Origin of the sequence: Alistipes megaguti (genome assembly GCF_944320325.1) — a bacterium.
Taxonomy (GTDB): Bacteria; Bacteroidota; Bacteroidia; order Bacteroidales; family Rikenellaceae; genus Alistipes; species Alistipes megaguti.
In genome coordinates, this window is the sequence record NZ_CALUHA010000003.1 from 20,658 (window position 1) to 40,274 (window position 19,617).

At 62.7% G+C, this 19,617-nt stretch carries 9 protein-coding genes and 1 tRNA gene; 9 read left to right on the forward strand and 1 reads right to left on the reverse strand.

Features of this window, described 5'->3' with window-relative positions; translation table 11 throughout:
- Positions 1 to 90 precede the first annotated feature (90 nt).
- Positions 91 to 182: transfer RNA gene (locus PUQ42_RS01375), tRNA-Ser, on the reverse strand.
- Positions 183 to 311: 129 nt separating this feature from the next.
- Here PUQ42_RS01375 and PUQ42_RS01380 point away from each other — a divergent pair.
- The 9 genes from PUQ42_RS01380 to PUQ42_RS01420 all read left to right on the forward strand — a co-directional run bounded on the left by PUQ42_RS01380 (position 312) and on the right by PUQ42_RS01420 (position 19,609).
- Positions 312 to 1,694: an alpha/beta hydrolase family protein gene (locus tag PUQ42_RS01380; protein WP_087311352.1), complete on the forward strand. Its 1,383-nt coding sequence runs from the start codon at positions 312 to 314 to the stop codon at positions 1,692 to 1,694.
- Between the two features lie 18 nt (positions 1,695 to 1,712).
- Positions 1,713 to 2,888, forward strand: coding sequence for a DUF4861 family protein (locus tag PUQ42_RS01385; RefSeq protein ID WP_273370276.1), 1,176 nt, complete (start codon positions 1,713 to 1,715; stop codon positions 2,886 to 2,888).
- Between the two features lie 139 nt (positions 2,889 to 3,027).
- Entirely contained in the window at positions 3,028 to 4,710 is a 1,683-nt protein-coding gene (locus PUQ42_RS01390; RefSeq protein WP_273370278.1) for a glycoside hydrolase family 28 protein, read from the forward strand.
- 28 nt (positions 4,711 to 4,738) lie between these two features.
- Positions 4,739 to 6,664, forward strand: coding sequence for a pectate lyase (locus tag PUQ42_RS01395; RefSeq protein ID WP_273370280.1), 1,926 nt, complete (start codon positions 4,739 to 4,741; stop codon positions 6,662 to 6,664).
- A gap of 85 nt (positions 6,665 to 6,749) precedes the next feature.
- Positions 6,750 to 8,369, forward strand: coding sequence for a pectinesterase family protein (locus tag PUQ42_RS01400; RefSeq protein ID WP_273370282.1), 1,620 nt, complete (start codon positions 6,750 to 6,752; stop codon positions 8,367 to 8,369).
- 126 nt (positions 8,370 to 8,495) lie between these two features.
- Positions 8,496 to 12,914, forward strand: a complete 4,419-nt coding sequence (locus PUQ42_RS01405; RefSeq protein ID WP_273370284.1) for a hybrid sensor histidine kinase/response regulator transcription factor — start codon at positions 8,496 to 8,498, stop codon at positions 12,912 to 12,914.
- The gene (locus PUQ42_RS01410) at positions 12,911 to 14,122 is read left to right on the forward strand and encodes a glycoside hydrolase family 88/105 protein (protein WP_273370286.1); all 1,212 of its coding nucleotides are present in this window, start codon (positions 12,911 to 12,913) and stop codon (positions 14,120 to 14,122) included. Before PUQ42_RS01405 ends, PUQ42_RS01410 begins: the two co-directional genes overlap by 4 nt.
- Positions 14,123 to 14,421: 299 nt before the next feature.
- Complete coding sequence (locus tag PUQ42_RS01415; RefSeq protein ID WP_122121371.1) at positions 14,422 to 17,658, forward strand: SusC/RagA family TonB-linked outer membrane protein; 3,237 nt, start codon at positions 14,422 to 14,424, stop codon at positions 17,656 to 17,658.
- A gap of 31 nt (positions 17,659 to 17,689) precedes the next feature.
- The gene (locus PUQ42_RS01420) at positions 17,690 to 19,609 is read left to right on the forward strand and encodes a RagB/SusD family nutrient uptake outer membrane protein (RefSeq protein WP_273370289.1); all 1,920 of its coding nucleotides are present in this window, start codon (positions 17,690 to 17,692) and stop codon (positions 19,607 to 19,609) included.
- The last annotated feature ends 8 nt before the right edge of the window (positions 19,610 to 19,617 follow it).

Here is a 19,617-nt window from a genome sequence, read left to right on the forward strand (position 1 = left end):
TTTTCGATGCCTTTTTCTGCATTTCGGCCAAAATAAAAATCCCTGTAAATTCGTGATTTACAGGGGTTTGCAATCTTTTGCGTTTTTTCTTGGCGGAGAGAACGAGATTCGAACTCGTGGTACGGGTTGCCCCGTACGTCGGTTTAGCAAACCGGTGGTTTCAGCCACTCACCCATCTCTCCGGACAACGCTCACGGAGCTTTTGCTCCGAAAGGGTGTGCAAATATAGAATCTTTTTGTGGAAATACAAAATAAAGTGGGCGAAAATTCCTAATTTTGCCTTGCAACCAACCCCGAAACCCATTCTTCCGATGCTGCGAATCCTCCTTTTTTGTCTGTGCATGACGTTCGCTGTACCGGCCGTGCAAGCCTCCGAACCCGATCCGTTCGCACCGCAGCCGCTCACACAACTGCTCCCGATGCTCGAATCCCGCTTCGGAACCCGTATCTCCTGCAAACGCTTCGATCCCGATACGGTGCGGATTTCGTATGCGGCATTCCGCTGTCGCCCCTATTCGTTGGACGAAAGTCTGGACAATCTGCTCCGCGCGACCGATCTGGTGTGGCGCCGTGCCGAGCCGGACGACGCCTCGCCCCGCATCACGATCCAACCCTACGAATACTACCGCCGTACGCCTGCCGACGGCGAGAAGCTGCTCGCCTGGCTTTCATCGCTCTGCGACGACCGCGCATCGTGGGAGCAGCGCCGCGGACAGCTGCTGACCGAGGCCCGCGCGGCGCTCGGACTCGAACCTTTCCGGCGGGCGCTGACGGCCGATCCCGATATCCGCCTCGGGCGCCGCATCCGCCACGACGGCTACGCGACGCGCAACTACGCCCTCGAGACGCTGCCGGGGCTCTACGTCTGCGGCACGATCTACGAGCCCCTCACCGGGGGACGCCACCCGCTCATCGTCTCGCCGGCCGGCCACTGGGAGGGCGGCCGCTACCGCCGCGACCAGCAGATGCGTATGGCTACCTTTGCCCGCATGGGAGCCGTAGCCGTCGACATGGACATCTTCGGCTGGGGCGATTCCGAACGGCAGGTGGGGCGCGAGGCCCACACGGCAGACTATGCCATGCAGATCCAGGTGCTGTGGTCGGTGGCGGTCACCGAGTGGATGATCGCTTCGCGCCGCGATATCGACACAACGCGCCTGGCCTCGACGGGCGGTTCGGGCGGGGCGACCCACGCGCTGCTGCTGGCGCTGTGCGACGGCCGCTTTGCGGTGCTGGCGCCGGTCGTGCATCTGGTGTCGCACTTCGACGGCGGCTGTCCGTGCGAGAGCCGTCGCCCGGTGACGCTGGCCGGCGGTGGGAGTTGTATGCCCGAACTGCTGGCTGCGGTGATGGCTCCGCGCCCGACGCTTGTGGTGAGCGACGGCGGCGACTGGACGGCGACCTATCCCCGGCTCGAATATCCCTTCCTGCAGCGCATCTGGGGCTTCTACGGTGCGGAGGCGAAGATCCGTAACGTCCATCTTCCCGACGAGCGGCACGACTACGGCGTCAACAAGCGCCGGGCGGTCTACGCCTTTTTGGCCGAGACGCTGGGGCTTGACCTCACGGCCGTGGATGAGAGCCGCGTGGAGCTGCTCCCCGAGCGGGCGCTGCAGAGTTTTGCCGACGGACTCCCCGCGGGAGCGCTGCGCAGTCGCGGGGAGCTGGAGCGGCTGCTCAAAACCTTGGAATAATCCGAAAACTGAAATGATATGAGACGAATTCTGCTGTTGATGCTTCTGCTGGGCTGCGTGTCCGGCCCCCTGACCGCCCGAACGCTGAAAGCCCGCTATCGGGTGACGACCTCCGACCAGCGGCGCGACTGTCCGGTGGTCATCCGCGACATCCCGGACTGGGCCGTGAGCGCCACGGTCACCTCCGACGGGGAGACCATCCCCGTGCAGCTGGACCGGCCGCTGGGCGAACTGGCCTTCGTGGCGGATATCTCCGGCAGCCGGGAGTTCCGCGTGACCTATTCGTCGCGCCCCGCGCGGCACGGCTACCCGAGCCGTGTCCACGCCCAGATGTGGTTGAAGCAGCCCGACAAGACGCTGCAGGCCGCCGATACGGTCAGCTCGACGCGTGACGACATGTATCACAAGCTGCACCACCACGGCCCGGCCTTTGAGTCGGAGTATGCCGCCTACCGCATCTACTTCGACAAGAAGCAGACGATCGACACCTATGGCAAGAAACACCCGCGGCTCGAACTGGCCGAGACGATGTGGTATCCGACTGCGGAGCAGATGGCCGCCGGATCGGGTTACGACAATCTGCGGGTTTTCGGCTCGGTGGGGGTCGGGACGCTCAAGGGGTGGGACGCCTCGAAGCGGAAGATGATCCACATTACGGATTTCGCCCGGCGCGAGGCGCGGATCCTGGCCCGGGGCCCCGTGCGCACGGTCGTGGAGATGCGCGTCGAGGGGTGGCGCTACTGCGGCCGCGAGATCGCCATGACGTCGCGCTATATCCTCTATGCGGGCCACGGTGAGGTGCAGGTCGAGAACCGCATCGAGGGCGACTTCAGGGGGTTGCTCTTCACGACAGGCGTGATGAAGATGGCCGAGCACCGTGTCGAGCGCGGCGAGGATTGGGTGGCCGCCTGGGGACGCGACTTTCCGGAGAACGACACGCTCAAGTGGGCGCGCGAGAGCGTCGGGCTGGCCGTGGCGTTACCGGCCGCGCAGATCGTCTCGCGGCAGGACGACCGGACGAGCTGCCTCTTCCAGCTGACGCCCGACGCGCAGGGGCGGATCGACTATGCCATGGGGATGTGCTGGCGGCGGAGCGAGTGGTTCGACGGGCTGAGCGACGAGGAGTGCCTCCGCCGGCTGGAGGCCTCGGTTGCCGAGGCGCGCAAACCCGTCGCGGTGGAACGTGTGCGGTAATTTTGCCGCAGATTTGAATAAAAGTACATCGTTTACGTCAAAAATTCCCGGTTCGATCGGCGGTGTATGTGTACTTTTGTATACCTGAAAAGGGCCGATTTGCAAATTTTCAAGTATACAGAATAAAACTACCTGCTTTATGAACTTCAAGGATGTAACGATCTGTCTGCTCGCCGCGGCGATGTCGGCGGGTGCGGGATGCTCGTCGCAACGGGCGTCGGCCGAGAGTCCGGAGGCGCTGCCCTTCGAGATGCCGGCAGTCCCCCGGCCGCAGATTCCGGCGCGTGCGGTCAGTATCGTTGATTTCGGGGCGGTGGGCGACGGCCACACCCTCAACACGACGGCCTTTGCCGCGGCCATCGATTCGCTGGCGGCGCAGGGCGGCGGCCGCGTAACGGTCCCCGAGGGGGTCTGGTACACGGGCCCCATCGTCCTGAAGGATCATATCGAACTGCATCTCGAACAGAATGCCCTGATCGTCTTCGACAACGATCCCGCGCACTATCCGCTCGTGGAGACCACCTTCGAGGGGCTCAATACGCTGCGGTGCCAGTCGCCGCTCTCGGCGTGCGGGGCGAAGGATGTCGCCATCACGGGCCGCGGGGTGATCGACGGCAACGGCGATGCCTGGCGGGCCGTCAAGCGCGACAAGCTCACCGACCGCGAATGGAAGGCCAAACTGGCCTCGGGGGGCGTTCTCTCCGACGACGGCAAGACATGGTATCCCTCCGAGAGTTACAAGTTCGGCGCCACGTCGGGGGCCGACCAGAACGTCTCGACGTGGGCCACCACGCGCGAGGATTTCGAGCGGATGCACGACTTCCTGCGTCCGGTGATGGTCTCGCTGCACCACTGCGAAAACGTGCTGCTTGAGGGGGTTACGTTCCAGAACTCCCCCTGCTGGAACATCCATCCGGCCATGTGCACCAACCTGACGGTCCACAATATCACGGTTCGCTGCCCGGACTACGCACAGAACAGCGACGGCATCGACATCGAGTCGTGCCGCAACGTTGTGGTGACCTCCTCGCGTTTCGACGTGGGTGACGACGGCATCTGCATCAAGAGCGGCAAGGACGAGGCGGGACGTCGGCGCGGCATTCCGTGCGAGAACATCCTGGTCTCGGACTGCATTGTCTTCCACGGCCACGGCGGCTTTGTCGTCGGGAGCGAGATGTCGGGCGGCGTGCGTAACGTGCTGGTTTCCGACTGCATCTTCTCGGGTACGGATGTCGGACTGCGCTTCAAGTCGACGCGCGGCCGCGGCGGGGTGGTCGAGAACATCTGGATCGAGGATATCACGATGAACAACATCTTGCAGGAGCCGCTGCTGTTCGACCTCTTCTACGGTGGCAAGTCGGCCTCGGAGGCTTTAGCCGAGGGCGGATCGGCCGCAGCCGCGGATCTCGAGCCGAAACCCGTCGACGAGACGACGCCGGCCTTCCGCAACATCCACATCCGGAACGTCTGGTGCCGCGGGGCGCGCCGTGCGATGTACTTCAACGGCCTTCCGGAGATGAACGTCGAACGCGTGACGGTCGAGAATACGCATATCTACGCCCGGACGGGCGCCCGGATCAACGAGTCGACGGACGTTGTGCTGCGCGACGTGCAGATCATCCCCGAGGAGGGCCCGGCGCTGATGCTCAACAACGTGAAGAGACTCCGCGTCGAGAACTTCACCTGCCCCGCGGGGCTTCCGACGGCGCTGCAGGTCACGGGCAGCCGCAACTGCGACGTGGAGATCCGTTCGCCGCACATTACGGCGTCCAACGCCTCCCTTTCGGAGACTTCCGCCGGGCAGGTGGCCATTAACCGATAAAACGTAAAACAAAACCGATAATCGAACTATGAATCGTTTCTTTTCCTATTTGGGACTGAGTGTCCTGTTCTGCGTGGGGGCCTGCAGCAGCAACTCCGCCGAAGAGACGCTCGATGGCGGGGGCCGGGTATTGCCGGTCCCGACGGTGAGCGTAACGGTGAAGGAGCTGACGGCCAACGTGCAGTGGAGCCTCTCCGAGCAGGTCACCAACGTGCGCTATACCTACGAATTCTACCGCGGCGAGGCGGCGTCGCCTGCAGAGACGGCCACGACGCGTTACACGTCGCATGATTTCGAACTGACCGAGGGCGAAAGCTACCGGGTGCGTGTGCGGGCGACATCGCCCGTCGGGACCAGCGAGTGGCAGGATTCGCCCTTCTCGGAGTTCGTCTCCTTCACGAGTGAGGGCCCGGAGCCCGATCCCGACGAACCGGACGATACGCAGCCGGGCGACGGTTCGATGTTCGGCCTTCCACTGGCCAACGAGAACGACGGCGTGGTGCGCGCCTTCCCGGGAGCCGAGGGCGGCGGCATGTACGCGACGGGCGGCCGCGGCGGCGAGGTCTATCACGTGACGAACCTCAACGACAGCGGTGCGGGGTCGTTCCGCGACGCGGTGAGCAAGTCGAACCGCACGATCGTCTTCGACGTGGCCGGCACCATCGCCCTGAACTCGAAGCTCAAGATCACGAGCAGTAATCTGACCATCGCCGGGCAGACGGCCCCGGGCGACGGCATCTGCATCCGCAACTATACGGTCGAGCTGCAGGGCGACAACATCATCATCCGCTACCTGCGCTTCCGCATGGGCGATACGACCAAGACCGAGGACGATGCGCTGGGCGGCCGCTACCACGCCAACATCGTGATCGACCACTGCTCGATGTCGTGGTGCACGGACGAGTGTGCGTCGCTCTACGCCAACCGCAACTTCACGATGCAGTGGTGCATCATCTCCGAAAGCCTCTGCAACTCGGTTCACGCGAAGGGCGAACATGGCTACGGCGGCATCTGGGGCGGCAAGGACGCCTCGTTCCACCACAATCTGCTGGCCCACCACGTGAGCCGCAACCCGCGTTTCGACCACCCGTACGTCTACGACAAGAACAACGCCTCGATCATCGAGCAGTACCACGGTCACGTCGACTTCCGCAACAACGCGATCTACAACTGGGGCCAGAACGAGAACTGCTACGGCGGCGAGCTGTGCTGGCTCAACATGGTGAACAACTACTACAAGGAGGGTCCCGCGTCGAAGAGCAACAACTACTTCTTCGTGGCCTACGGCAACAGCTGCAGCAGCTGCGCTTCGTACGGCTACAGCTACGAGGAGATCATGCCGCGGATCTACGCCGACGGCAACCTCTACCTGAAGCGTGACGGTTCGCAGGCCGCCTTCTCGACGGACAACTACACGGGCATCTACGACAAGGACAAGAAGTCGTTTGACACCTACGCAAAGGATGCCACCGGGACGTTCCGCCAGCCGGCTGCACTTTCCATTACGTCGGACGGCCGCTCCTGCTATACGACCACGCACAGTGCCCGGGAAGCGTTCGATGCCATTCTCTCCTACGGCGGCGCTTCGCTGAGCCGCGATGCGGTGGATCAGCGTGCGGTGAACGATGCGCGGTCGGGCGGTGCGACGATCAACGACGGCGGCAACGGCTCGACGGGCGGTATCATCGACACGCAGTCGGCCGTGGGCGGATGGCCCGAGCTGACGGCTACCGACGAACAGATCGCCCGTGCCGACACGGACAGCGACGGCGACGGCATCCCCGACTACTATGAGGAGCTCTTCGGTCTGGACAAGAACAACGCTGCGGACGGCAAGGCGAAGACGCTCGATCCGCAGGGACTCTATACCAATCTGGAGGTCTATCTCCACTACCTGGTGCGCGACATCACCAAGGCCCAGGTCGAGGGTGGCAACTATACGGTGCTCAATTGATTGGATACGATGACGGTCGTACGGGATTCGGGTGCGGAGGTCCGCACCCGAATCTTGTCCCCCGGGACCGAAAACGGACGAACGGATGAAACGACTTTTGATGTTGATAGGGGTGCTGGCGGCTTTGACGACGTCGGCGGCGCCGTTGCGCATCCACCTGATCGGCGACTCGACCTGTGCGACGAAGGATCTCGCCGGGGAGAATCCCGAACGGGGCTGGGGGCAGATGTTCGAGCCGCTCTTCGACGAGGGGGTCGAGGTGCTGAACCATGCGCTGAACGGCCGCTCGACCAAGTCGTTCCGCGATGAGGGACACTGGACCGAGGTGCTGTCCGATCTGCGCGAGGGGGACTACCTCTTCATCCAGTTCGGCCACAACGATCAGAAACTGAACGACTCGACCCGTTATGCCCTGCCCGAGGCGTATGCGGAGAATCTGCGGCGCTACATCCGCGAGGCGCGCGAACGGGGAGCCCGGCCGGTGGTGCTGACCTCGGTGGTGCGGCGCCACTTCACCGACGGACGGCTCGACGATACGCACGGCGCCTACCTCGATGCCGCACGCCGCACAGCGGCCGAAGAGCACACGCCGCTGATCGACGCCGAGCGGCTGACCCGCACGTGGATCGAGGGGCTGGGCGACGCGGCTTCGCGGAACTTTTTCGTGTGGGTCGAGGCGGGCACCTGTCCGCGGTGGCCCGACGGTCGTGAGGACAATACGCATCTCAACGTCCGCGGGGCGCGGACCGTGGCGCGGCTGATTGCCGCACAGCTGCCCGCCACGCTTCCGGAGTTGGGCCGGCACCTTGTCGGGTCGGATTTTACGGTGGCCCGGGATGGTTCGGGGGACTTTTTCACCCTGACGGAGGCCGTGGCCGCCGTTCCGGACTTCGGCCGCGACACGACGCGTATTGTCGTCTGTGAAGGGGTCTATCGGGAGAAGATCTCCATTCCGGCCACCAAACGATTGGTGGCCCTTACGGGACGCGGCGCCGTGACGGTCTCGTGGAACGACCATGCCTCCGAAACGGGCCCGACGGGCCATCGGCTCGGGACGTCGGGCTCCTCGACCGTCTACTTTGGCGGTGAGGGGTGGACGGTGCGCCACATGACCTTCGAGAACACGGCCGGACGCGTCGGGCAGGCCGTGGCGGTGCAGTGCCTGGCCACGAACCTCCGCTTCATCGGCTGCCGTTTCCTGGGCAATCAGGATACGCTCTACCTCTACGGCGTGGGCAACCGCGACGGCGAACGCGTGGCGGAGAATGCCCGTATCTGCTTCGAAGGGTGCTACATCGAGGGGACGACCGACTTCATCTTCGGCTCGGCGGCGGCGCTGTTCCGGCGGTGCGAGATCCGTTCGAAGGCCGACTCCTACGTGACGGCCGCCTCGACCTGCCGCGGGCAGCGTTGCGGGATGATCTTCGAGGAGTGCCGCCTGACGGCCGACGAGGGGGTGACTTCCTGCTGGCTGGGGCGTCCGTGGCGCAACTATGCGCAGACGCTCTTCCTCCGATGCTGGCTCGGCGGTCATATCCGCCCCGAAGGGTGGCACGACTGGGACAAACCCCGCGCCCGCCGTACGGTCCGTTACGGCGAGTATGCCTGCGAGGGGCCCGGTGCCGCCCCGAAGGCGCGCGTCGGATGGTCGCGGCAGCTCTCCGCACGCGAAGCCCGGCAGGCTATCGCCGATTTCGACCGCTGAGGTTGGAAAAGACCGGATTTTTTTGTACATTTAGCTTCGGATTCGCGGGCAAAGTGACCCGTGAACCCTCTGAAACCGATATTCCCGACCGGGGCGACACCTCCCCGAAGGGGCTGACTACCGACCATGAAACGACTTCTTGTTACTCTGTTGCTGGCGGTTGCCGCTGCCATCCCGTCTCTTTTTGCGGCGGCGCCACCGCAGAGTCTTTTCCGTACCTACTCGACGCTTGACGGCATGACCCACGACCGCATCGCCGACATCTATACCGATTCGCGGGGCTTCGTATGGATCTGCACGTGGTACGGCGTGAGCCGTTTCGACGGTTATACGTTCAAGAACTTCAGCACCACGCCGGGCGACTTCTCGCCGCTGGCCCACCACCGCTTCATTTCGGTGAGCGAGGATGCGAACGGCCACCTCTGGTTCACGACCTACAATCTGCACGTCTATCGCCTGAACCGCTATACGGAGCAGTTCGAGGATGTGGTGTCGCTGATCGACGGTCTCGATTCGAACCACTACCGGACGCTTTTCTGCCGTCACGACCGGCGGGGCGGCACGTGGGTGGCCGTGGCCGGCGTCGGGGCGATCCGCTTCGAGGATGCGGCCGACGAGTCGCCGGTTCGCGTGACGGCCTTCCATACGTGCGACGAGCTGGGCGGCGACGTCACGGCACTCTATCTCGATGCCCGGGGCGGTACGTGGCTGGCCTCCTCCGGGGGCGGGCTGCATTACCTCCCAGCCGATGCGGATACGCTGCGGGTCCTCTGCCAGTCCGAGGCTCCGGGATTCGACTTTGCGGCCGATTCGACGCACGTCTACTGCCTGATGCCCTCGGAGATCGTCCGTTGCGGGATCGACGGTACGGGGATCGAACGCCTCGGTGGCGGCAGTTCGCCGCTGACGGCCATCACGGCCGACACGGTGCGCCAGCGCATCTACGCCGGCAGCCGCACGGGTGAACTCTACCGCGTGGGCGGCGACCGTCTCGAGCGGCTCGATCCGAAGGGCCACCGCCCGCGACGGATCCGGGCCCTGGCCACCGATTCGCACGGTATCGTCTGGGTGACCACCCCCGAGACGGGCATCACGCGCTACAACCCCGCATCGGACGACTACAAACACTTCGAGCAGAAGCCCTATACGGTCTCCTACTACCTGGATACGATTCCGAAGATCGCCGAGAGCGGCGGCCGGCTGTGGATCAAGATGAACAATTGGGGCTTCGGCTACTACGACCGCAAGAACGACCGCATCGAACCCTTCTACAACGATCCGGAGCAGCCCGACTGCCGGATGACCAATGCCGTGGTGCGTTTCGACGTGCACGACAACGTGCTGTGGCTGTCGACCTACAACGAACGGGGGCTTCGCAAGGCGGTGCTGCTGCAGCAGCCGGCCGATGTACTGACGCTCGACGCCAAGTCGTCGAATCCGTTGTCGGGGGAGATCCGCGCGCTGATGACCGACCGCCGGGGACGGATGTGGGTCGGGACGCGCGACGGCGAACTGACGGCCTTCGACGCCTCGAACCGCCCGGTTTACACGCTGCCGCAGCAGGGAGCCGGCACGGGCATGATCTATGCGCTCCGGGAGGATGCCGAAGGGCGTATCTGGGTGGGTACCAAGGGCGAAGGCCTCTACCGGCTGACGCCGAAGGGAACGGATGACTATGCGGTGACGCACTTCACCCACTCCGACGCGGAGGCCTATTCGCTGAGCGATGACCAGATCTACTGCGTCGAGATCGATACGCGGGGGCGGATCTGGGTGGCCACCTACGGCGGCGGCATCAACCTGCTGGAGGATCCTGCCGGGAGCCGCTTCATCCACGCCGGGAACCAGTTGTCGCACTATCCGCTCGACGAGGCGGGGCGCGTGCGGTGGCTGCTGTGCGACGGTGCGGAGCGGATGTTCGCCGCGACGGTCGACGGACTGCTGCTCTTCGATCCGAGTCTGCCGCCGCGCGAGATGCGCTTCCGCCTGATGCAGAAGATCCCGGGCGACACGACCTCGCTGGGCAACAACGACATCATCCACATGCTCAAGGATTCGAAGGGGCGGATCTGGCTGGCGACCTTCGGCGGCGGACTGAACCTCATCACGGGTTACGACAGCGTGGGGCTTCCGCACTTCCACTGCTACGACCGTTCGTACGGTCTGGCCAGCAACATCTGCATGGCGCTGACCGAGGACCGGCGGGGTGACATCTGGGTCTCGACCCACAACGCCGTCTCGCGCTTCGACCCCTCGCGCCATCTCTTCTCGAACTACTACGTCTACGACGAACACCGCAACGAGATCTTCAGTGAGGCCACGGCGCTCACCTCGCCGCTGGGCGACGTCTACTTCGCCGGCGGGCGTCAGCTCTACCGCTTCAGCCCCGGGGAGATGCTCTCCGAGAAGATCGACTACCGGCTGCGTTTCACGGGTTTCGACGTGCGCAACAAACCGGCGCGGGTCGGCAAGGACGCTCCGCTCGAAGTGGCCGTCCCGGAGGCCGGCCGGGTGGTTTTACCCTACAACTTCTCGAATTTCCGCGTGGAGTTCGCCACGCTGAACTTCTCGATCCAGCACGAGGTGGGATACATGTACCGCCTCGAGGGGTACGACCAGGACTGGAACATCTCGGGAACGATCAACCGCGCGTCGTACTCCAACGTGCCGATCGGCAAATACCGTTTCCATGTCAAGGCCTTCGTCGGCAACGCCGATACGGCCGACGAGGGGATCTCGATCGAGATCGAGGTGCTGCCTCCGCTGTGGCTGACGTGGTGGGCCAAGACACTCTACGTGCTGGCGGTGCTGGCGGTGCTGGTCATCGCCTTCCGCATCGCCGCCTCCGTGATGCGGATCCGCCGCGAGGCGAGCGTCGAGCAGAACATGACGGATCTGAAGCTGCGCTTCTTTACGAACATCTCGCACGAGCTGCGCACGCCGCTGACGCTCATTCTGGGCGGCATCGAGGATGTGCGCAAGCACGACCAGCTCTCGCCGCGCGGCGAGACGAGCCTCACGCTGGCCCATCGCAACGCCAAACGCATGCTGACGCTGATCAACCAGCTGCTGGATTTCCGCAAGATCGTCAAGAACAAGATGGAGTTGAAGATCTCGCGCGTGGATCTGGTGCCGCTCGTGGAGGATGCGCTGGATGACTTCCGCGAGATGGCCTCCGAGCGGCGGATCGAGCTGCTGTTCACGGTCTCGAGCCGCTCGGTGCTGGTGTGGGTCGACCCGGAACGCATGGAGAGCGTCGTCTACAACCTGCTGTCCAACGCCATGAAGTTCACGCCCGACGGCGGCCGCATCGAGGTGATTCTCTCGCTGCGCGAGGCTGAGGAGCGGGTGCTGCTGACCGTGCGCGACACGGGCATCGGCATCCCGAAGGACAAGCAGGAGCAGATCTTCGAACGCTTTGCGCAGGCATCGCGGGCCGTCGACCGATCGATGAAGGGGTCGGGCATCGGCCTGTCGCTGTGCCGCGACATCGTCGAACTGCACCACGGCGAGATCTCGGTGGAGAGCCGTCCGGGCGAAGGTGCGGCCTTCACCGTGCGGCTGCGGCTGGGCAACGCCCACTTCGGCATGGAGCAGATCGACTTCTCGCAGGCGGGCAGCGAGGCCGACGGCCACGGACACAGCCATCGCAACAATTACATGGTGAGCGACTACACGTCGGCCGACAGCCAGCGCCGTACGGACGTACGGCCGCCGAAGGATGCACAGAAGATCCTGCTCGTGGAGGACAACCGCGAGCTGCGGATCTTCATGTACAACAGCCTGATCGACACGTACCACGTCGTGGAGGCCGACGACGGCGTCGAGGCGCTCGAGAAGATCCGCAGCGAACAGCCCGACATCATCGTCACGGACCTGATGATGCCCCGCATGGACGGCATCGAACTGATCGACAAGGTGCGCCACGACTTCACGATGAGCCACCTGCCGATCATCATGCTCACGGCGCGCCACTCGCCCGACGACCGGGTGAAGGCCATGGAGTTCGGCGCCGACGGCTACATCACCAAGCCGTTCAGCATCGAGCTGCTGCTGGCACGCATCGACAACCTGCTCACGCAGCGGCGGACGCTGTTCGAACGCTTCTCGACGCAGTCGGCCCGCAACAAGGTGGTCGAGCTGGCGGTTGAGGATGTGGTCGTTACGGACCGCGACGAGGAGTTCCTGCGGGAGGTGATGTCGTGGCTCGGGGAGAACATCGAGAATTCCGAACTGACGATCGACCAGTTGGCCTCGCACCTGGGCGTGGGGCGCACGACGATGTACAACAAGCTGAAGAGCCTCACGGGCAAGTCGCCCGTCGAACTGATCAAGGAGTACCGCATCACCAAGGCACAGATGCTGCTGCGCACGGGGCAGTTCTCCGTATCGGAGGTGGCCTACAAGGTGGGCTTCTCGGATCCGGGCTACTTCAGCCGCTGCTTCCGCGAACAGTACCACATGTCGCCGGCCGAGTTCCTCAAGACGAACCATTTGAAGCAGAATCAGGATAAAGAGACCAAAAAAGAGACCAGAAAATCATGAAACGACTGTTGATTGCCGTGGCTGTCCTGGGGATGGCCGCCTGCTCCTCGGGATCGGGAGCGCTGTACGATTCGCCGGTGTCGCTGGCCGTCCGGATGGCCGAGAGCGAGATTGCGCGCAACCCTTCGCCCGCGATGCTCGACGGCATTCCGGCCGGCAAGGTGAAGTGGAACTATACGACGGGGCTCGAACTGCTGGCCATCCGCGATGCGGGCGAGGCGTGGAACCGTCCGGACTTCATCGCCTATGCCGACCGCTACTACGACACGATCGTGCAGGCCGACGGCAGCGTGCTGACCTACAGCCGTGCGAAGTACAATCTCGACCACATCTGCCCGGGCCGTGCGCTGTTCAGTCTCTACAACCGCACCGGAGAGCAGCGTTACGCGCAGGTGCTCGACACGCTCTACGCCCAGCTGCGCGCGCAACCGCGCAATTTCGACGGCGGCTTCTGGCACAAGGCGGTCTATCCGCACCAGATGTGGCTCGACGGCCTCTACATGGCCGAACCCTTCTATGCCGAGTATGCGATGACGCACCTGACCGGTGCGGCGCTCGACGATGCCGTGGCCGACATCGTGAACCAGTTCGTCACGGTGGGCAAGCACACGTGGGACCCCGCGACGGGGCTCTACCGCCACGCCTACGACGATTCGCGCGAGATGTTCTGGTGCGATTCGATTTCGGGGCAGTCGGCCCACGCCTGGTGCCGGGCCATGGGGTGGTATGCCATGGCGATCGTCGAGACGATGCAGTATCTGGGCAAGAGCGATGCCACGCGTCCGATGCAGGCCATCCTGGAGCGGATCTACGATGTGCTGCCGAAGTACGCCGACCCCCGGACGGGGATGTGGTACCAGGTGCTGGACCAGCCGGGGCGCGAGGGCAACTACCTCGAGTCGACCGGATCGGTGATGTTCGTCTATGCGCAGCTGAAGGCCGTGCGTTTGGGCTATCTGCCCGAGGAGATGCGCGAGGAAGCGCTGCACCGCTACGAACAGTTCGTCGACCGCTTCATCCGTGAGAATGCCGACGGCACGATCTCGATGACGGACTGCTGTGCGGTGGCCGGACTGGGCGGCAAGCAGCGGCGCAGCGGCACGTTCGAATACTACATCTCGGAGCCGGTCATCGAGAACGACTGCAAGGGCGTGGGACCCTTCATCTGGGCCTCGCTCGAGTACGACCGTGCCAAGGGGCGGCTGTAGCTCCGGACCGGAGGTGTGAGGGGTGGTTGTGAGGTCGGATCTCCGGCGAAAATCCTTTGTGGAATCCCGTCACCGAATACGGAAAATCCTCCCTGTGGGGAGGATTTTTTGTTCGGAGAGGTGCTTCCGGATCCATTTGGAGGCCGATCGGGACTATTTGATAAAATCTCCATGAGAAGTGATAAATTTTACCATTTGAATCTGGGTATGGATTCTATTTTTGTATAGGGAAAAGCGGGTAATTCCATAAAAAAAATTAAAAAAGAATAGGAACCTAATTATTAACCAAAACCTTTTTTATGAAAAACTTTACGCTAAAGTTTGCCCTGACGCTCCTGTTGGGACTGGGGATGGCTGCCGCGGCCATGGCCCAGAAGATCGGAGGAGTGGTCAAGGATTCGGCAGGCAATCCGGTAATCGGAGCCTCGGTGGTCGTAGAAGGCACGACTTTGGGAGCAAGTTCGGGAGTCGACGGTTCGTGGACCCTGCAGGTCCCCGACGCGTCGAAGAAGACACTGGTGGTCTCCTATATAGGAATGAAGACGCAGCGTGTGGCCATCGGCACGAAGACGCAGATCGACGTGACGCTCGAGGTCGAGTCGACGGCGCTGGACGATGTGGTGGTCGTGGGTTATGCGGCCGTCAAGCGTCGTGACGTGGTCGGATCGGTGGCTTCGGTGAGTGCCGACGCACTGACGCAGATGCCGGTCAACTCGGTGACCGAGGCGCTGTCGGGTCGCATGGCCGGTGTGACGGTGACGGCTACCGAAGGAGATCCCGATGCGGAGATCAAGATCCGCGTGCGCGGCGGCGGTTCGATCACGCAGGATAACTCGCCGCTCTACATCGTCGACGGCTTCCCGGTGGAGAGCATCTCGGACATCCCGGCTTCGGAGATCGCCTCGATCGACGTGCTGAAGGATGCCTTCTCGACGGCCATCTACGGTGCGCGAGGCGCCAACGGCGTTGTGATCGTGACGACCAAGAGCGGTGAATCGGGCCGCATCACGGTCAACTACAACGCCTACTACGGCATCAAGAAGTTTGCCAACCAGGATGCGCTGACGCCGATGACGCCCTACGAGTTCGTGCAGTACCAGTACGAGGCGGCCATGGTGGAGGGCAAGCTTGCCACCAACTACGAGCCCTATTTCGGCGGATTTGCCGACATGGACCTCTACAAGAACCTGCAGGGCATCGACTGGCTCGACCAGACCTTCGGCCGTACGGGTACGACCTTCAACCACAACCTTTCGATCTCGGGCGGCGGCGACAAGTTCAAGTGGACGGCCGGCTATGCCCACATCGACGAGCGGGCCATCATGGTGGGGTCGACCTTCAAGCGCAACAACCTCAACTTCAAGGCCAGCTACAAGCCGACGAAGAAGGTTTCGTTCGACTTTTCGATCCGTTATTCGGATACGAACGTGCGCGGAGCGGGTTCGAACTCCTACAACGATTCGGGTTCGACGTCGGGCAACGGCCGTGTGAAGCACGCCATCCAGTACCGACCGTTCCCCTTCACGACGGCCGTGTCGGGTGACGAAGATGAGACGTCGGCCGGCGACAACGTCAACCCGCTGATCGCCACGGCCGACAACGACAGCCGCTACGAACGCAAGAACTGGAACGGCAATGCGGCCTTCCAGTGGGAGATCGTCGACAATCTGAAGCTGCGCGTCGAGGCGGGTCTGGATACCTACGACCAGACGAAGGACCGCTTCTACGGCATGACGACCTATCTGATCTACAACTCGAACCGTCCGGGTCCCGCCACGCAGTATACCGACTATACGCGCAACAAGATCCGCAGCACCAATACGCTGAGCTACGATTTCAAGAACGTGATCGGCAACAAGGACCACTCGCTCAACCTGCTGCTGGGTCAGGAGTACATCGTGACGCGTTCGAACACGCTGACGGCCTGGGCCTATGATTTCCCGGAGTTTTACGACTCGATGATGGCCTGGCAGATGATGAGCTCGGCTACGGGAACGCGTTCGGTGAACAACTTCTACGATCCGGACGACCGTCTCTTCTCGTTCTTCGGTCGTCTGAACTACGACTACAAGGGCAAGTACATGTTCTCGGCGACGATGCGGGCCGACGGTTCGTCGAAGTTCGCCAAGGACAACCAGTGGGGCTATTTCCCGTCGGCGGCCGTGTCGTGGCGTCTGTCGGGCGAGGAGTGGATGAAGGACATCACCTGGATCGACAACCTGAAGCTGCGTTACAGCTACGGTACGGCCGGTAACAACAACATCCCCTCGGGCCTGATGCTGCAGGAGTATGCCGGAAACGACAATGCCAGCAACTGGTATCTGTACGACAACTGGTGGGGCGTGGCCAAGGACGACGACGCCAAGATCGTCATGGCCAATCCCGATCTGACGTGGGAGACGACCTATTCGCACAACCTGGGTCTGGACTTCAGCTTCCTGCGCGGCCGGATCAACGGTTCGGTGGACGTCTACCAGAACAACACGAAGGACCTGCTGATCAAATACCCGTTGACGGGCAGCGGCTACGAGTATCAGTACCGCAACCTGGGCGAGACGCGCAACCGCGGTGTCGAGCTTGCTGCGACGTTCGTGCTGTTGGAGAAGCCGGACTACGGTCTGACCTTCACGGCCAACGCCAGCTACAACGAGAATACGGTGATGGATCTGGGCGGTCTGGACTTCCTCGACGGTCTGCAGTCGGGCTGGGTATCGGCCAATGAGGTCGGTACGGACTACCGCGTGACGGTAGGCAGCGCCCTGGGCCAGATGTACGGCTACGTTTCGGACGGCCGCTACGAGGTCGACGACTTCAACTACGTCGACGGCAAGTGGGTGCTCAAGGAGGGTGTCGTGGACTGCTCGGCCGTGATCGGTACGACCTATCTGCGTCCGGGAGCCATGAAGCTCAGGAATGTCGACGGCAGCGCGGACAACAAGGTGACGACGGCCGACCGTACGATCATCGGCAATGCACAGCCCAAGTGGACCGGAGGTTTCTCGCTGACGGGCTATGCCTACGGCTTCGACTTTGCAGCCAACTTCAACTGGGTCTACGGCAACCAGATCTACAATGCCAACAAGATCGAGTTCACCACGGAGCGCGGTACGAATAACAAATTCCGCAACCTGATCGACATGATGGCCACGCAGAACCGCTGGACGAACATCGACTGGTCGACGGGCGAGCTGATCACCGATCCGACGCAGCTGGCCGAGGCGAATGCCGGGACGACGATGTGGTCGCCGCTGATGTCGACGGCCGTCTTCTCGGACTGGGCCGTCGAGGACGGGTCGTTCCTGCGTCTGTCGTCCGTGACGCTGGGCTACACGCTTCCCGATCGGTGGATGCAGAAACTGCACATCAAGAAGTTCCGCCTCTACGTGACGGGCGCCAATCTCTTCTGCTGGACGGGGTATTCGGGCTACGATCCCGAGGTGGATACCCGCCGTGCCACGCCGCTGACTCCGGGAGTCGACTATTCGGCCTACCCGCGCAGCCGTTCGGTTGTCTTCGGTGCGAATCTGACCTTCTAAAGACCTTCAAAAGCAAATTTTCCAAACGAGTATGAAAACACTGATCAAATATATGTTCGTATTGTCGGGAGCGGGTGCACTGACGGCCTGCGCCGACCTGTTGGAGACGGAGACCAAATCGTCGTTCGATACCGAGACCGTCTTCTCGAACTACGAGTTGGCCGAAGGTTGCAACTTCGGTATTACGCAGGCCTTGCTGGAGAAGGCGAACCACCGCGGACGTTACCATCCCTACGTGGGTCTGAACTCCGACATCGAGTGGGCCAACAACTGGAGCAACGATACCGAGAAGGTGACCAACGACAACCGTCAGGCCATCTACGGCTACAACCTGCTGCCGACCAACGGCGAGATGAACACTTCGGGCTCGAGTGCCGACGCCTATTCGCCCTACTATACGGCCATCGAGCGGGCGAACCTCAACATCAAGAACCTGCGCCAGTACGGCGACGTGGCCAACAACCCCGACATGGCCTACCTGCTGGGTGAGGCGCTGACGCTGCGTGCGGTGATGTACTACGACCTGATCCGTGCGTGGGGCGACGTTCCCTTCCGTACGGAGCCCATCAGCGACGACATCTACATTCCGAAGACGAGCCGCGACGTGATCTTCAAGCAGATCCTGGGCGACCTGCAGGAGGCGTGGGACTACCTGCCGTGGCCGGGTCAGGGCCATGCCACGACGACCGACCGTGTAAGCCGGGCCTTTGCCAAGGGACTCTACGCGCGTCTGGCGCTGATGGCTTCGGGCTATGCGCTTCGTCCGGCCGACGGAGCCGTCGGAACGGGTGATCCGGGTTCGATCCGCCTCTCGTCGGATCCCGAACTGCAGAAGGAGGTCCTCTACCCGAAGGCGCTGGCCGCCTGCGTGGATGTGATCCGCAACAGCGGCATGTCGCTCTATCCGAGCTACGAGCAGCTGTGGCGCGACCTGAACAACTTCGACCGCACGTCGGCCGGTACGGGCCGCGAGGTGCTGTGGATCTTCCCCTACGGCAACAACCGCGGACGCTGGAACTACTCGTTCGCCATTCCGCACCCGGGTACGGACCAGTATCTCGGAGCATCGGCCGGAACGTCGAGCCGTGGCGGCAATGTCGGTCCGGTACCCACCTTCTGGTTCGAGTATGAGAAGCAGGATACGCGCCGCGACGTGAGCTGCGTGAACTTCGAGTGGGAGTACGTCTCGGGGTCGACCGCCGCGCCGCAGCTGGCCGGTATCGACCAGTGGTTCTTCGGCAAGTACCGCTACGAGTGGATGGAGAACTATCCCTACAGCGGCGGTAACGACGACGGCTTCAAACCGCCCTACATGCGTCTTTCGGACGTCTATCTGATGGCGGCCGAGTGTGCGATCCACGAGTCGTGCTCGGATGTCGACGGCGGCGGTCTGAACAACGCGAAGAATTACCTGCTGGAGGTCCGCAAGCGTGCCTATGCCGGCAACGAGCAGATGGCCCAGGTGTATGTCAATGCGATCGGCTCGGCCGACGCGATGTTCGAAGCCCTTGTCAGGGAGCGTGCGCTGGAGTTCGTGGGCGAGATGCTGCGCAAGACGGACCTGATCCGCTGGAACCTGCTCAAGACGAAGATGGACGAGACGAAGCAGAAGATCAGCGACCTGAACAACTGGTCGGGTGATTTCAGCTACCTCTCGCAGGGTGACGGCTATATCTACTACAAGGTGGACGGCACGAAGCTGGAGATGTACGGCCTGCTGCCCGACGAGCAGACGGCGCCGACCGACAACACGTGGATTCCCTACACCGATTCGAAGGGTGCCGTAGCGCGCTACATGCCGTGTGCCTCGAAGACCGACAGTCCGAAGTTTACGCAGGCGGAGATCGACCGCCTCTACGACCGGGATCCCAATACGCGTCAGTACTGGCCCATCTTCCAGAGTGTGGTCGACAACTCGCAGGGTCAGATCCGCAACGACTACGGATATTAACAGGTTGA

Excerpts from the sequence above, each read along its gene's own strand:
- PUQ42_RS01380 (WP_087311352.1), top strand. The coding sequence starts at position 312 with ATGCTGCGAATCCTCCTTTTTTGTCTGTGCATGACGTTCGCTGTACCG.
- PUQ42_RS01385 (WP_273370276.1), top strand. The coding sequence starts at position 1,713 with ATGAGACGAATTCTGCTGTTGATGCTTCTGCTGGGCTGCGTGTCCGGC.
- PUQ42_RS01390 (WP_273370278.1), top strand. The coding sequence starts at position 3,028 with ATGAACTTCAAGGATGTAACGATCTGTCTGCTCGCCGCGGCGATGTCG.
- PUQ42_RS01395 (WP_273370280.1), top strand. The coding sequence starts at position 4,739 with ATGAATCGTTTCTTTTCCTATTTGGGACTGAGTGTCCTGTTCTGCGTG.
- PUQ42_RS01400 (WP_273370282.1), top strand. The coding sequence starts at position 6,750 with ATGAAACGACTTTTGATGTTGATAGGGGTGCTGGCGGCTTTGACGACG.
- PUQ42_RS01405 (WP_273370284.1), top strand. The coding sequence starts at position 8,496 with ATGAAACGACTTCTTGTTACTCTGTTGCTGGCGGTTGCCGCTGCCATC.
- PUQ42_RS01410 (WP_273370286.1), top strand. The coding sequence starts at position 12,911 with ATGAAACGACTGTTGATTGCCGTGGCTGTCCTGGGGATGGCCGCCTGC.
- PUQ42_RS01415 (WP_122121371.1), top strand. The coding sequence starts at position 14,422 with ATGAAAAACTTTACGCTAAAGTTTGCCCTGACGCTCCTGTTGGGACTG.
- PUQ42_RS01420 (WP_273370289.1), top strand. The coding sequence starts at position 17,690 with ATGAAAACACTGATCAAATATATGTTCGTATTGTCGGGAGCGGGTGCA.